The organism is Alteromonas marina, from assembly GCF_000808575.1.
Taxonomy (GTDB): Bacteria; Pseudomonadota; Gammaproteobacteria; order Enterobacterales; family Alteromonadaceae; genus Alteromonas; species Alteromonas marina_A.
In genome coordinates, this window is the sequence record NZ_JWLW01000023.1 from 168,881 (window position 1) to 183,705 (window position 14,825).

A 14,825-nucleotide genomic window follows, 5' to 3' on the forward strand; every position below is an offset into this window, starting at 1 on the left:
AGTGTTTAATTTTATGATTTTGGTTTGGTGAATTTTAGCGTCATGCGATTGCTCTCGCCAATCGCCATGTATTTTTCACGATCTTGATCATCTAGCGCCAAACGTGGAGGTAGCGTCCACACACCTTTCGGGTGGTCTGCTGTATCCAGTGGGTTTGCGTTAACATCGCTGCTTGCTTCAAGCACAAAGCCTGCTTTTTCAGCGGCAGCTACTACGTAAGAGCGCTTCATATAGCCGCTTTTCTTCATAGCTTCATCATCTGCGCTTTCCGGTAGTTCATGTTCAACGACGCCCAGTACGCCACCTGGCTTAAGCGCTTTGAAAAATGCGCCAAAGGCGTTGTCGATACCCTCGTCACCGTGACGCATGTACCAATTGTGAACATTGCGAAAGGTTAGCACCATGTCCGCGCTACCTGTTTCGCTAATATCTAATGCTTTAATTGGGTCGAATGCAGTAAGCTCGGCACCTTCGTACTTCATGCCCGGCTTCATTTTCTCTTTAAAGCCTTCTACCGACTTTTTGTAGTAGCCACTGGTTTCATCATCCACGTAAAAGTGAGCAGCTATATACTTACCGTTATCTTTTACAACAGAATAAAGGATGTCGGCGTACCAACCACCACCTGGAGAGATTTCTACCACAGTCATGTCTGGGGTAAGGCCAAAAAAGCGCAGTGTTTGCTGAGGATTACGGTACTCATCGCGTACTTTTGCACTAGCAGCGCGGATATCGCTCATTGCGGCATCAGAAATCGCATCGGCACTGGCATAAGTAGCACTTACACCTAGGGTTGCGGCTAACACATATTGGGCTAACTTTTTCATTCTTATTTCCTTTTTCTGTCGAGGGTAGGCGAATAACATAACACTATTACTACAAATTACCACGGGTCAGATCAAGCCTATCAGCTAACCCCTATTTGCACTTACGCCTTAGCAGAATAATTCGCAACTCTGTCGCTTCGATGAGATTTCACTACAACCAAGCAAATGACCTCGAGTCTGCGTATTTCAAAGGGTTAAGGAAAAATAACAAACACACAGTAAAGCCACTAAATGCCACTTTACTGCGTGTTTAACTTAGGTGTTGGTGTCCCTCACTAAGCCTGCACTAAAAGGTATTGCGTAAGTATTTTTAGTGACGGAAGTGGCGCATACCCGTAAACACCATGGCAATGCCGTGCTCGTCAGCGGCATCAATGACTTCCTGGTCGCGCATAGAGCCGCCTGGCTGAATTACTGCTTTAATACCTGCTTCAGCCGCAGCGTCGATACCGTCGCGGAATGGGAAGAATGCATCAGACGCCATTACAGAGCCTGCTACTTCAAGGTTCTCATCAGCTGCTTTAATACCCGCAATTTTCGCAGAATAAACACGGCTCATTTGACCTGCGCCCACGCCTACCGTCATACCGTCTTTGCAGTAAACAATCGCGTTAGACTTCACGTATTTTGCTACCTTCCAGCAGAACATAAGGTCGCGTAGTTCATCTTCGCTTGGCTTACGCTTAGTCACAACTTCTAGGTCTTCCATTTCAACCATGCCGAAGTCGCGCTCTTGTACTAATAAACCGCCGTTTACGCGCTTAAAGTCATAACCTTCAGTTAGCTGACCAGCCCAATCGCCACACGCTAGAAGACGTACGTTTTTCTTCGCACTTACTACTTCTTTCGCTTCATCGCTTACTGTCGGCGCAATAATTACTTCCACAAATTGACGGTCAACAATCGCTTGCGCTGTTTTCGCATCAAGCTCGCGGTTAAATGCGATAATGCCGCCAAATGCAGACGTAGGGTCAGTTTTAAACGCGCGGTCATAGGCACTTAAAATATCTTCGCCAATCGCTACACCACATGGGTTAGCGTGCTTAACGATTACACATGCTGGCTCTTCGAATTCCTTCACGCACTCAAGGGCTGCATCGGTATCAGCAATATTGTTAAATGACAGCTCTTTACCTTGAAGCTGGGTAGCAGTGGCAACAGACGCTTCTTGAATGTTGTTTTCAACATAGAAAGCCGCTTCCTGGTGGCTGTTTTCACCGTAGCGAAGGTCTTGCTTCTTGGTCAGCTGCATGTTGTAGGTACGTGGGAATTCACTGTGCTGATGATCACAGTCTGCTTCACAACCAGTGCTGTCTAAGCGGGCACCAAAGTAGTTTGCAATCATGCCGTCGTATTCAGCAGTGTGCTCAAATGCTTTAATGGCAAGGTCGAAACGGGTGTTGTACGTTAATGAGCCGTTGTTGTCGTTCATTTCAGCAAGTACGCGAGAGTAGTCAGACGCATTAACCACAATAGTCACATCTCTATGGTTTTTTGCAGCAGCGCGCACCATAGTTGGGCCACCGATATCAATATTTTCAATTGCATCTTCTAGCGTGCAATCTTCGTTTGCCACGGTTGCAGCAAACGGATAAAGGTTAACCACCACAAGATCGATAGGCGCAATGTTGTGTTCTTCCATCACCGCTTCATCGGTACCGCGACGACCAAGGATACCGCCATGAATTTTCGGGTGAAGAGTTTTAACACGGCCAGCCATAATTTCTGGGTGACCTGTGTGATCAGACACTTCTTTCACAGGTAAGCCAGCGTCAGCGAGTAGTTTCGCAGTACCGCCCGTCGACAGAAGTTCTACGCCAGCGTTATGCAGCGCTGTCGCGAAATCGAGGATACCGGTTTTATCGGAGACACTAAGGAGAGCACGTTTAATTGGTTTTGGTGTTTGCATAAATTTTAAGTTTCTAATGTTGTAGTGTTGAAACAAAAAGAGCACCGAATTGGTGCTCTTTGGTGGGCAAAGCCCTTGGAATCTTAGTTCATGCCGTATTGCTTAAGCTTCTTGCGAAGTGTGCCACGGTTGATGCCCATCATGATGGCAGCGCGGGTTTGATTGCCGCGTGTGTAAGTCATGACTTCTTCTAGCAGCGGCGCTTCAACTTCAGCCAGTACCATTTCGTACAGGTTATCGATGTTTGCGTTATCCAATTGCTTAAGGTACTTGTTAACCGCTTGCTTTACAGAGTCACGCAGTGGCTTTTGAGCTTGCGTTTGTGAAGGCGTAGTTACTGTAGTAGTAAAAGGTGAAGTCACGTTTTGATCGAACATAATACTGTGTTGCTCTTAAGTTAGTCATCACTATGCTGCGGGAGAAATCTGTCGGGTTTCTCGTGTCTGCAGCGCTTGAAAATATGCATTTAGTGCATCGAGTTGCTCAGTCGCATCATCGATAGCGTTAAACGTTTTACGAAACTGACGATCCGTATCGTGCTCCGCGAGATACCAGCCCACGTGCTTACGGGCAATTCTTACACCGGCTATGTCGCCATAAAAGTCCTGCACATTAGTTACGTGCTCATGCAAGAGTTTATATAGCTCTGACAGCGGCGGTGCTGGTAGGTTCTCGCCCGTTTCAAGATAATGTTGGATTTGCTTAAATATCCAAGGCTTACCTTGCGCGCCGCGACCTATCATTACGCCATCTGCACCAGTGTAATTCAGCACCTCTTGTGCTTTCTCAGGAGAAGTAATATCACCATTTGCAATAACAGGAATTGAAATTGCCGCCTTTATTTGACGTATGGTGCTGTATTCAGCTTCTCCTTTATACATACAAGCTCGGGTTCTGCCGTGAACAGCAAGCGACTGTATGCCGTTTTGCTCTGCAATGCGGGCAATCTCTACCCCATTGCGATTTTCTGGGTTCCAGCCGGTACGAATTTTCAGTGTCACGGGTACATCAACAGCATTAACTACTGCTTTAATAATCGCTTCCACTGTGTCTGGGTATTGAAGCAGCGCAGAACCTGCAAGCTTCTTATTGACCTTCTTAGCAGGACAACCCATATTGATGTCGATGATTTGCGCACCGTTCTCAACATTAAATTGTGCTGCTTGAGCCATAAGCTCAGGATCAGCCCCAGCTATCTGTACAGAGCGAATGCCTTCTTCACCCTCATGATTCATACGCGCCTGTGATTTGGCTGTGTTCCAAACTTTCGGATTACTTGAAAGCATTTCTGAAACAACAAGGCCTGCACCTAAGCGCTTACAAAGTTGGCGAAACGGTCTGTCTGTTACGCCAGCCATGGGGGCCAACATCAAATTGTTTTCTAACTCGTAAGGTCCAATTCGCATTGTAAAATGTATAGCTCGCCATCTAAAACTGCACAGAAAATATACACCCGGCTAAAACGGGGCGCTAAGTGTACGTGTTTTCGCAAGGCTTGAAAAGGCTAAAAATCGCACAAAATTTCACTTCGTGGTCTTGACAGTGAAAAAAATCTGTCACATTAGTAAGCTAACGTCGTTTTTTAGTTTAAATATTGTACGAAAGTCTTACAGCCCCCGATTTGAAAGGGCTGTAATGTGAAAAAAATTAACAATTAATTAGATATTGACGATTTATATCGTACGAATTTTCGTCGCAATATTGAGGTGGTTTGCCGTAAAGACGCTGATTTGACTAGACGTAAAATTAACCGTCTAGTCAGTTTTTCGATAACGCTCAGTGTTTTTTGCCCGACACGCGCGCCCATTCACCATCTATAGCACTGGGTTCAAGAGTAATATCGTTTGCATAAGCTTCTTCAATTCGCGTGACTTGTTCAGCCAATATGCCGGAAAGGACTAACAAACCGCCTGATTTGCAGTAGTTTGTAATAACGCTTTGAAGTTCTAGTAATGGACCTGACAAGATATTCGCCATCACCACATCGGCTTCAAGCTCAGGTTGGTCTTCAGGAAGGTATACATCCAAACGGTCTTCAACACCGTTGCGGCGCGCATTTTCTTTCGTCGCTTGAAGGGCTTGTGGGTCGATATCAATACCGATAACGCGCTTCGCACCCAATTTCAACGCAGCAAGCGCTAATATACCTGAGCCACAGCCAAAATCGACAACGGTTTTATCTGTCATATCTATGCCGTCTAGCCAGCGTAAGCAAAGCGCAGTGGTAGGATGCGTACCTGTGCCAAAAGCAAGGCCTGGGTCCAACATAACATTAACGGCATCAGGGTCTGGAACGTCACGCCAGCTTGGGCAAATCCACAAGCGCTCGCCAAACTGCATAGGATGGAAGTTATCCATCCACTCTCGTTCCCAGTCTTTGTCTTCAAGTGGTTCTAGCTTGTACTTAAAGTCTGGACCTAAGACTTTGGCTTTACCCAAACGCTGAAGGATGCCTTTCATATCGGCATCTGCTTCGAACAGCCCGACTACTTGAGTGTCTGGCCACAATAACACTTCACCCGGCTTGGGCTCGTACATTGGGGTGTCTTTCGCGTCTACATAGGTAACCGCCTGCGAGCCATTTGCAGTTAGCATGTCTCCTATTGATTCTGCATATTCAGAAGAGGTATTAATTCGAAGTTGTAGCCAAGCCATAGTTGTCGTTCGTTGGGACCTTTGTTGGTCATTGTACCTTTGCTTGGCGTTAAACAAAATGCAGGCAGGCGAAAAGCTTTAAGTAAATCAGAACGCGATGCTTACAGAGGCATGATCAAATCTAACCACTTTGGTTCTCAACAGGCTCTCAAGTACCCAATAAAACTTGGCTGCTCAATTGATTACGTAAGCCTCGAGAAAAACTAACCTTTTGTCGACTGGTGAAATTCTAATATAAGTTTATATTATGAGAAGGGTATCGCTTAATTTATAGTTTGGTTCATCTGTTGTATGCGCGCACTTTTATCTGCTGTTTGTTTACTGTGTTTTATCATACCGCTTAGCGCGAAAGAGCTAGATGTGGTTGTGGGCTGGAACAAGCCTCCATACGTTATTTCACAAGAACACACCGGCTTTGAAGTTGACTTGGTGCGGGCGATCCTTGCTGAAATGGGATATGGATTGTCGCCTATTTATGTTCCTTTCGGGCGTACGGCAAGGCTATTAAAAGATGACGCCGTTGACATTGGACTTACCCTTAATCCTGCACACACAGTCGATCAAAGCATTTTATCTGAGCCATATATTATCTATCAGAACGTCGTGGTAACACGGGCAGACAGAGAACTGACGATAGACAGTATCGACGATTTGAAAGGTAAAAGCGTCATTGCTTTTCAAACCGCTCAATCGGTATTAGGTGAGGGCTTTGGGCGAACTCTCGCATCGCAAACTACCTATATAGAAATGGCACGACAAGATCGTCAAGTGGACATGCTGATGCGTGGTAGCATTGATGTAGCTATCCTAGATAGAAACATTTTTAATTATTTCAAATCTAAAAATGGCACTTACTCTCAAGATAAGACCGTCTTTCATGAGTTGTTTCCCATCTCAGCGTACAGTGCGGCGATCCCTGACCCAGAGCTACGAGCTAAATTTAACGCTACGCTTCGTCTTTTTATTGAAGACGGGCGGTATCAATTACTACTTGATGAGTACAAGCTCGACAATCTCCTTCACAAGCTTCCCAATGCAAATGTTGCTAACTAGATATTAACTTTATTGTCTAGACAGTGAACTATTTCTGATTCAACGTATAAGAAACTAACACTACATTGGTGCGAGTTTGTTCTGTAGCAAAGTTAATCTTCGCTAAAACAAGCACTAGAACTATGCGTTAAGGAAGAACCTATGCTCAAACGGTGGTATTTACTGGCTATTGTTGTGTTATGCACTGCATGCGCGTCACAAGCAAATCTTAATAATGACATCGAACAATGGCTGGATAAGCCTGCCCACATTCAAGCGCAAGCTATTGCAAGTGGTGATACTACCTCTGCTGAAATCGTCAGCGGTTATATTGCCCGCATTAAACAGCTAGATACAAAGGTTAATAGTATCTTAGCGCTTAACCCAAACGCGCTGACCGAAGCGAAAGTCATCGACAAAAAAATAGCGAGCGGTGAAACACTTGGCCCTCTGGCTGGCATCCCAGTTCTGTTAAAAGATAATATCGAAAGTACAGAAATGCCCACCACTGCAGGCTCAATGGCGCTGCTCAATAACGATACCGGTCGCAATGCGTTTATTGTGGAAAAACTGAAAGCAGCTGGGGCAATTATATTGGGTAAAACCAACTTGTCTGAGTGGGCTAACTTTCGTTCAGAGTCTTCGGTGAGTGGCTGGAGCGCTGTGGGTGGGCTTACTCGAAACCCACATATACTATCAAGAAGTGCGTGTGGCTCGTCATCAGGCTCAGGGGCGGCAATGTCGCTTCGTTTGGCGTCTCTTGCTGTGGGCACTGAAACCAATGGTTCTATTATATGTCCCGCGTCTATAAACGGTGTAGTAGGCTTTAAACCAACAGTGGGTTTACTTTCAAGAACTCACATAGTGCCTATATCTTTCAGTCAAGACACCGCGGGACCAATGACATCTAACGTTCAAGATGCCTGGCTGATGACGTCAATTATGGCAGGCACAGATGCAAGCGATAACGCTACGCTAGATGCAGACTCTCATCGTCCAGCTATGCCCGCATCGTCCATGCTTGCTACCGATTTAAAAGGTAAGCGAATTGGTGTGGTTAGGTACCGCCAAGGCGATAATCCTCATGTACTCGCCGTATATGAAAAGGCGTTGAATCAGCTAAAAGCATCGGGCGCTGCGTTGGTGGACATCAGTGACTTCTCTCAGCCAGATTCTTTTTGGGCCGACTCTTATAATGTTTTGCTTAGCGAGTTTCATCATAGCATCAACGAATACTTGTCGACGTCGCCAGCAGAGCTTCCTGTTAGGAACTTATCAGAGCTCATCGCGTTTAATAATAAAACAGAACGCGAGTTAGCGTTATTCGACCAAGATATATTCGAGAAGTCGCTCGCGTCGACAGCCATTAACAGTGAAAAGTATCAAAATGCGCTGCGCCTTATTCAAGACACTGCAGGCAAGAACGGTATCGATACATTATTAGCAAAACACAACGTTGATATATTGGTTGCGCCCTCGAACAGTCCATCATTTCTTATCGACGGAGTATACGGCGACCATTCGCCAGCCGGCTTTATTGGTATAGGGTATTTGGCTGCCATCGCTGGTTATCCGCACCTTACAGTACCTGCCGGACAAGTAAAAGATCTTCCTGTGGGAATTAGTTTTATTGGTGGTAAGTGGCAAGACGAAAGTGTTTTGAAAATAGGTCGAGTCTTTGAAGCAAAACACGGCTTCTTCATTAAGCCTGGCCTTCTGCCTACACGTTTTGACAACCCAGCGTTGAAAGGTATTGAAGATGGTCTTGGTGATGACCGCTAGTGGCAATTTTAAGCCCCAACTGAAACAAAAAAGCCCTTGATTGAACTCAAGGGCTTTAAATGTTGTTCACTTCTTTTCATGCGTAGACTGCAACTTAGATTACTTACATTGCTTACATCACTTTGCACTATGCAAAAGAAGATATACCTCTGCAGGGTTAGCCGGGCTTTTTCACCCAAGCGCTACACCAGCCATCAGCGTTAACAAGCTTATTAGGGAAAATGTTACAAGGGCGGTGTTGTTCGCCATCGGCGCCCTGCACGTACATGCAGTTTGCGCATTTTGCACCTTCAACAGTTGACGACGGTGTGTAGTTCAGTGCTTTTGCAGTAGGGTCATCAGCACTCAATTGTTCTTGAGCCTGAGCACGTAACGCTACACCACCTAATGTAAGACCGATAACTGTAGAGCCCGACAGTTTTAAAAAGTCACGGCGATTTACAGATTTCATAACATTCTCCTTAAGAGATAGAAACGATAATGATTCTTTTTTATTCAGTACCTTAAACGCAAAAACCTGCCCAAAGAGGCAGGTTTTATGTATTGTTTAAATACTATCTCTTTTTGAAAAAAGATCGAATGAAATTTCGTATTTTCACTTGATCCAGATTAAATAAAATTCAGAGTGATGCCTCCAGATTACAATCATCAGACCGTTTTTTCTGCTTCAAGTTCACTTTTTAGCTAGGGGAACTCCAGGTTTGGCGTAGGCAAATTGTGCAATACGCGCTGTGCTGTGATAGCTATCTAATCCAGAAATACAGGCGGTGTTTGCTTTTTCTATATCTGCATACCCGTCTTTGTCAATAATGTTCTCTGGCATATGAAGCTCTCGGATTTCTCCAATGACCATTTCGGTCTCGTTGAGCAATGTGAAGTGTTGCGCCACCTTTAAGCCCATCTTGATTTGGCTTTCTTTAACAAACGGAGCACTAAATGACTCGCTAAACTGTGGTGTTAAGCCCACTGCTTCAAATTCACTTTCATCAGGGGCGTAGCGAGCAGATGTTTGGTGTGCCTTGTCTACCCAATCAGTTGACACGTGATTGAGCGTGTAAAAGCCCTGCTGCTTTATATTGCTAAGGGTGTCTCTTACTACAGTGTGTGGGCGCATTATCATGCCTAAAAGTGGTGGATTAGCGCCCACATGAACAACCGAACTTACAATAGCTAAATTGTTGGTGTTACCGTTTGTAGTACCCACCAATGTGGCCGATTTGAACCCAGACAAACTGTTAATTAGGTTGGCACGGTAACGCTGAGTTAGTTCATCAATATCGCTGCGAGTAAATTGTTTAGTCATTCTCTCGTTCAGCCTCTATTTGAATGTCTTCACCGTGCTGGTAAGCGGTAAGCTCTATAGGCTGGCAACACACCTGGCAGTCGAGTACCTGTACTTGGCCAACATCGTTAATTTCATCTATCTCTACATCATTGGGGGCCATACAATAGGGACATGAAAAGTCCATGGAACGGGTTAAGCTCATATTTAATCGCCTTATTAATCACTAAACAGTTTTATTACGTAATGTTAAGACGAGTGGATTTTCTTTGAAAAGAGCATAGTTGTTTGCGTGGTTGTAGCGCGCAGGCAGCGGCGGTGTCGTTCAATCACCGTTGAATATTAAATTTAAACCGTTGACTTCAATAGCGACCAGCTAGGCAAATAAAGGTGAAAATGTGGCAAATAAGGTGGGAAAATGCTCGTGTTGTAACAGAGAGACGCGCCTTACTTATCACCACCTTATTCCCAAAAAAATGCACCGACGCACCTATTTCAAAAAGCACTTTAGCAAAGCCGAACTGCAGGGCGGTATTTATATTTGCAGGCAATGCCATAGCGGAATACATCGCTTTTATGATGAGATGACATTGGCTAAGCACTACTCCAATTTGCAACTTTTATTAGATGACGAGCAGCTTTCAGCGTTCTTTCAGTGGGTGTCTAAACAGCGAGTACGTGTTTAAAAAGACACATTTTGTACTTTTAGTAGCGGATGTGTAATTCAATCGCGATGGATTTAATTTGATTAATATGTCTGTATAAATATACACTATTGGTGTTTTCATAGCCAAAGATACTTCATGCGAAAAGATTTACCGCCACGTTATTACCTCACACACTTTCACGAGTTCCTTAAATTCTTTGAAGGTGCGAACAGCACGCTTTTAAGTGATGAGGCAGCTGATTTTATTGAGCGCTTTAACGCATTGGACGATGACAAAAAATGTATTGTGGTGCGCGCTGCAAATCGCAAGTATGCGGTTATTGACAGAACCCAGTTTAACTACGACGAGATAGTCGAACCACAAGCTCAAATAGATTGGCTTATTGATAGCGGGTGGTTTGGCGACCTTTCGAACGCATCGCTTAATGATATCGCCGGCGTTCTAACCAAAGACGCGTTATTGGCGCTTCTCGCTGAATACGGCAGTACGCAGGGGCTAGCGTCTCTTACTAAGCCTAAACTCGTGACGTTGCTTAATGAACATATCGGTGCTAGAGGCTGGCCAGAGCGCTTCTCGCTTAATAACTACTTGGTGTGCCTATTCGACGATGCGCTTCGCTATTTGCTGTTCATCTATTTTGGTAACACCAAAAGCCGTTTAAATCAGTTTTCTATGCGCGATTTAGGCGTAATGAGAACCCGTTCTGATTCGGTAACAGATACCGCGCGTTTCGACACCAAAAGCGACGCAGAAGCCTCTTGGTTTTACGCAAATCATTACAGTCAGTTAGCTTTTTATAACAATGATATGTTACTTGCCTTAGCGGAAGATGATTTCCCAGCTACAGAAGGTGTGTCAGCCAGTTTCTATCGCGACCAGCTGCTTTACGCGCTTGGGCTTAAAGTGTTGGCGTGCGATAGGGCCAAAGGGTTAGACATTTTAAAACTAGCGCAAAGCGATAAAGCAAAAGAAAAGTGGCTAAGAGAGAGCTATAAAGATGGGAAGGAAGGTGACGTCAAACAAGCACTAGAAGATATTATCGATAACCCTCAATCGGACACGCTTTTAGCATTTGCAGAAGATTTTTATGCCCGTAAATACCATAAAAAACGCACCAGCACAGTTACCGACATGCTTCGCAATGCCAGCCGAACTTTGGATATTGATGTAAGCCAAAATCAGCAAGTGGAGCGTGGAGTGTTAGCGCACTATGCTCGACATGGAATAGAGGGCTGGCGTACAGAAAATCGATTATGGCGCAGCCTATTCGGCCTTACTTTTTGGAAGCAACTTTACGAAGAAGATACGTTGGTTACAGAGTTTGATCGCAGGCCACTATCGCTTAAGCAGAATAACTTTTACGCCAAGTTTGAGCACAGCATTGAAGCACTGTTACAGGCGCTCGATAGCAAAGAAAAGCTCCGTTTTCACATCCACAAGATGGCCACAATGCACTATGGCAAAGTGAACAGCCTATTTATGTGGTCAAGCCATTTGCTTACGCCTATAGAAGCGCTAATTGAGCATGGTTCGCTAGGCTCTATTTATGCTTTACTTCGCATGATGTGCAAAGACTTTGAGAGCCTTCGAGATGGCTTCCCAGATATTATGGTGTTTGACGGTGCGCTTCGCTTTGAAGAGATAAAAGCGCCTGGCGATCAGCTTCGCCGAAATCAGTTGGTTTCAATTCAGCGTTTGCAACAAGCCGGTTTTGATGTTGCTGTGACGACAGTGAACTGGGTGCGCGACCCAGCCCAACCCTATGTGGTAGTGGATATTGAGACTACCGGTGGAAACAATAGTTATAACCGCATTACCGAAATAGGCATGGTTAAACTAGTTGGCGGTGAAGAGGTAGACAGATTTCAAACCTTATTGAACCCGCAGCGTAGAATCCCTAGTAATATAACCCGCCTTACCGGTATCTCAGACGAGATGGTAGCAGACGCGCCGCTGTTTGCCGAAGTCGCTGAGCAGGTGGCACGATTTACCGAAGATACCGTATTTGTTGCGCATAACGTGAACTTTGACTATGGCTTCATTAAACAAGAGTTTGCGCGACTAGAGCAGAACTTCAGACGCCCTAAAATGTGCACCGTTCGCGAAATGCGACGCACCTATCCAGGGTTGCCTTCGTACTCTTTGGCTAATTTAACTAAACACTTCCGTATAGAAATGGAGCAGCATCACCGAGCGCTCAGCGATGCCAAGGCTGCCGCCGAACTGTTAAAGCTGGCGTTTGAGAAAGATGATGAACTTGCGGCGTTGTCGTCGAATTAATAAGGTTGTTATTGAAATTTTTAGCATGCGGACACTGAACAAAATGCGCGTAAATGCTGTATTGAGTTGAGTTATAACGTGCATATTGAGATGTAAGAAATGGCATTAACTGAAGAACAAGAATCACGAATTATTGAAATGGCGTGGGAAGATCGCACGCCGTTTGAAGCCATTGAGCGTTTGTACGGGCTTCCAGAGAAAGACGTAATAAAGCTCATGCGTAAAAATCTTAAACAAAAAACTTTTAAAAATTGGCGAGAACGGGTGTCAGGCAGAAAGACCAAACACGCCAGCTTGCGCCCTGAAGGTGTGGATAGAGGCTATTGTCCCTCGCAATACAAATACAAAAGTGCCAACAAGTAATGCTCAATAAGTATTTGTTTGACGTTACCGGATTGACAACGTGAACTAGCCTACATTACTTCTTTGGCGGAGTAATGGTGGTTATGGGTAAAAGAAACGCGGTTAACTGCTGACGTAACGGCGTTGGAAAGATAACCGTATTTTCTGATTGCAAAATACTTTTAGCGTGATGAACTTGGCGTAACAGATTGTGGTAGGTGTCATTGTTCTGCTGTATTGCCTCTACCTTACTCATCATTAATTCAATAAATTCGGCGGGGGATAGGTTGTCGTGTTGCCTTATCTCAAAAGCTAGCGCCTTAAGTACATAGGCTTCCCACTCTTTTCTGTAACTCTCCTGTAATCGCTCAGGATAAAGTGCAAGGTCTGCTATATCTTGCGCTAGGTCTACAATATCAAGGGGATCATCAAAAAGAACGCGAAATGCGAGAAGCACATCGTCAGAGAGGCGAGAAATGGGAAGTTTTTCTTTGAACTGAGCATAGCGGCTTGGCACAAGAACACCTTTTCTATCGGACAACACACATCGCCTTGCGCAGCGCGATTGAATTTAGCTGGCTAACAAGACGCGTTAAATTGTAATAAAAGCGCGAGTACGAAGAAAGTTGTTCAGGTTAAAAATACGTAATCTAGAATAATTGAACGTATTTATAGACCAACCCGTAACCTATTATGCACTGTTAAAGTGTGTACGCGTTCTTGCTGTTTGGCCCATCATCTGATGGGCCTTTTTTATGTTGCTCAATGGCGCTCATTTTCTCGGTAGTAATAAAGAACGCACACTTTAACGAGTATCAGTCATTCAACTTTCAAAAGAAAGTTTTACACCGGCCAATAATCGACTGACGCTATCTACCACATCAGCTCTTATAAACCATTCAACATCATGCTTCTCAGATAGCACGCCACTAAATTCCAGAGAGCCGCCGTGACCTGTTCCTAGAAAGTCTTCAATTAATTCAGCGCGCTCACCAAAACTACTGTCTATATAGGAATAGTAAGCAAAATATTCGATAGGATATGATGTGTTAAAAGCGCTTGCAGCGAATTCACCGCTGGTGCCCACTACAACTTTCGCAGCACTTTCATCAGTACGCTGCACTAATTCAATGAACGCGGTATCTTGTTCATTAATACGTAATCGATATTCTGCCCGGGCAAACGTACCGTTCAACATTCTTTCAAAACTGGCTTCGTAGCTATGTCGTTGTCCCATCTTGGCCGAATATTCAATTTCGAAATACTCATCCTCTTCGCCAATATTAAAGGCTTCAGATGCTTCAGCATTTACAAGTTGACCAAAGACTATTTCAATGGCGGTGTCGTTTTGCAATTGCTTCACGTGACGTACCCCCGTTATCCAACCATCTTTCGACAAGCCGGTGGAGGAAACACGCCCTTTGTAAGTTGGAATAATGCCTAACTCTGTTTTCCCTGACTCAGATTCATGCCTTAAGTATAGTCGCCTTGCGTAGAGATAATCAGTGTTGTCGCTACCGAATGTATTGTGGCTTGATGAAAAGTCATCACCAGTTACCACAAAGCTGCTTACTGACCACGCTGAAGTGATGGCAAGAGAGGGATAGTAACGCAGTCGATATTGTTCGCGGCTTGGGCGGTTGGAACGATTATCGTAACGAACTTGAATATCTAGCTTCTGTGAGAAGGTGGGCGCTATTTGTTCTGCATGCGCGTTAGTTCCCGCAATGGCTATCAGCGGTAAAATAAACAAAAAAGGATTTCGCACCTGTTTAACCCTAAACAACATGATTAAGTAGTTTATACATTAAATCTTTTTATACCAATCCGCATAGATAATTGCCCACTCAGAAGGCGCTGGCAAGTTTCCTAGCGAAGCGTGGGAATGCAGGAATGGCTGTTCCCTTTTAAATTCCCAGAATGAAGCTAGGAAGCTTGCCAGACCTTCCCGAAGGGCGAGTTTAAAATGTCCGTACTCTTTGTTGTGTCACCTTGATGTAGAACCACTATATCTGCAGTAACACGCCGCGATTACGAACATTTTAAAT

Annotated in this window: 15 protein-coding genes; 5 read left to right on the top strand and 10 right to left on the bottom strand. The window is 44.6% G+C overall.

Annotation, left to right across the window (positions count from 1 at the left end; genetic code table 11):
- Positions 1-11: 11 nt before the first annotated feature.
- The 5 genes from RJ41_RS13025 to prmA all read right to left on the bottom strand — a co-directional run bounded on the left by RJ41_RS13025 (position 12) and on the right by prmA (position 5,391).
- Entirely contained in the window at positions 12-827 is an 816-nt protein-coding gene (locus RJ41_RS13025) for a class I SAM-dependent methyltransferase (protein WP_039221509.1), read from the bottom strand.
- A 310-nt stretch (positions 828-1,137) separates the two neighbouring features.
- The gene (purH, locus tag RJ41_RS13030) at positions 1,138-2,736 is read right to left on the bottom strand and encodes a bifunctional phosphoribosylaminoimidazolecarboxamide formyltransferase/IMP cyclohydrolase (protein ID WP_039221911.1); all 1,599 of its coding nucleotides are present in this window, start codon (positions 2,734-2,736) and stop codon (positions 1,138-1,140) included.
- Between the two features lie 83 nt (positions 2,737-2,819).
- The gene (gene fis, locus RJ41_RS13035) at positions 2,820-3,113 is read right to left on the bottom strand and encodes a DNA-binding transcriptional regulator Fis (RefSeq protein ID WP_012520109.1); all 294 of its coding nucleotides are present in this window, start codon (positions 3,111-3,113) and stop codon (positions 2,820-2,822) included.
- Between the two features lie 30 nt (positions 3,114-3,143).
- On the bottom strand, positions 3,144-4,142 hold the full coding sequence (gene dusB / locus RJ41_RS13040; RefSeq protein ID WP_015000007.1) for a tRNA dihydrouridine synthase DusB: 999 nt from the start codon (positions 4,140-4,142) through the stop codon (positions 3,144-3,146).
- 370 nt (positions 4,143-4,512) lie between these two features.
- Positions 4,513-5,391, bottom strand: coding sequence for a 50S ribosomal protein L11 methyltransferase (gene prmA, locus RJ41_RS13045; protein WP_039221520.1), 879 nt, complete (start codon positions 5,389-5,391; stop codon positions 4,513-4,515).
- A gap of 291 nt (positions 5,392-5,682) precedes the next feature.
- Between prmA and RJ41_RS13050 the strand changes: the two genes are divergently transcribed.
- Together RJ41_RS13050 and RJ41_RS13055 are read left to right on the top strand one after the other, a co-directional pair.
- A complete protein-coding gene (locus RJ41_RS13050; RefSeq protein WP_039221521.1) occupies positions 5,683-6,444 on the top strand; it encodes a substrate-binding periplasmic protein in 762 nt (253 codons plus the stop codon).
- 141 nt (positions 6,445-6,585) lie between these two features.
- Positions 6,586-8,205, top strand: coding sequence for an amidase (locus RJ41_RS13055; RefSeq protein WP_039221523.1), 1,620 nt, complete (start codon positions 6,586-6,588; stop codon positions 8,203-8,205).
- A 157-nt stretch (positions 8,206-8,362) separates the two neighbouring features.
- On the opposite strand, the gene RJ41_RS13060 is transcribed toward RJ41_RS13055, so the two are convergent.
- The 3 genes from RJ41_RS13060 to RJ41_RS13070 all read right to left on the bottom strand — a co-directional run bounded on the left by RJ41_RS13060 (position 8,363) and on the right by RJ41_RS13070 (position 9,692).
- A complete protein-coding gene (locus RJ41_RS13060) occupies positions 8,363-8,656 on the bottom strand; it encodes a high-potential iron-sulfur protein (RefSeq protein WP_014951285.1) in 294 nt (97 codons plus the stop codon).
- Positions 8,657-8,878: 222 nt separating this feature from the next.
- Entirely contained in the window at positions 8,879-9,508 is a 630-nt protein-coding gene (locus RJ41_RS13065) for a flavin reductase family protein (protein WP_039221525.1), read from the bottom strand.
- Positions 9,501-9,692 carry a zinc ribbon domain-containing protein gene (locus RJ41_RS13070; protein WP_039221527.1) on the bottom strand — a complete coding sequence of 64 codons (192 nt, stop codon included), beginning with the start codon at positions 9,690-9,692 and terminating at the stop codon, positions 9,501-9,503. Before RJ41_RS13070 ends, RJ41_RS13065 begins: the two co-directional genes overlap by 8 nt.
- A gap of 193 nt (positions 9,693-9,885) precedes the next feature.
- Here RJ41_RS13070 and RJ41_RS13075 point away from each other — a divergent pair, with 193 nt between their 5' ends.
- The 3 genes from RJ41_RS13075 to RJ41_RS13085 all read left to right on the top strand — a co-directional run bounded on the left by RJ41_RS13075 (position 9,886) and on the right by RJ41_RS13085 (position 12,798).
- Positions 9,886-10,173 (top strand): hypothetical protein, encoded by a 288-nt coding sequence (locus RJ41_RS13075; protein WP_039221528.1) that lies wholly within the window; start codon positions 9,886-9,888, stop codon positions 10,171-10,173.
- Positions 10,174-10,290: 117 nt separating this feature from the next.
- Positions 10,291-12,435: an exonuclease domain-containing protein gene (locus RJ41_RS13080; protein WP_039221529.1), complete on the top strand. Its 2,145-nt coding sequence runs from the start codon at positions 10,291-10,293 to the stop codon at positions 12,433-12,435.
- Between the two features lie 99 nt (positions 12,436-12,534).
- The gene (locus tag RJ41_RS13085) at positions 12,535-12,798 is read left to right on the top strand and encodes a TIGR03643 family protein (protein WP_015000000.1); all 264 of its coding nucleotides are present in this window, start codon (positions 12,535-12,537) and stop codon (positions 12,796-12,798) included.
- Between the two features lie 55 nt (positions 12,799-12,853).
- On the opposite strand, the gene RJ41_RS13090 is transcribed toward RJ41_RS13085, so the two are convergent.
- Positions 12,854-13,318, bottom strand: coding sequence for a hypothetical protein (locus RJ41_RS13090; RefSeq protein ID WP_216600789.1), 465 nt, complete (start codon positions 13,316-13,318; stop codon positions 12,854-12,856).
- Positions 13,319-13,600: 282 nt separating this feature from the next.
- Positions 13,601-14,545 carry a hypothetical protein gene (locus RJ41_RS13095; protein WP_039221916.1) on the bottom strand — a complete coding sequence of 315 codons (945 nt, stop codon included), beginning with the start codon at positions 14,543-14,545 and terminating at the stop codon, positions 13,601-13,603.
- Between the last annotated feature and the right edge of the window lie 280 nt (positions 14,546-14,825).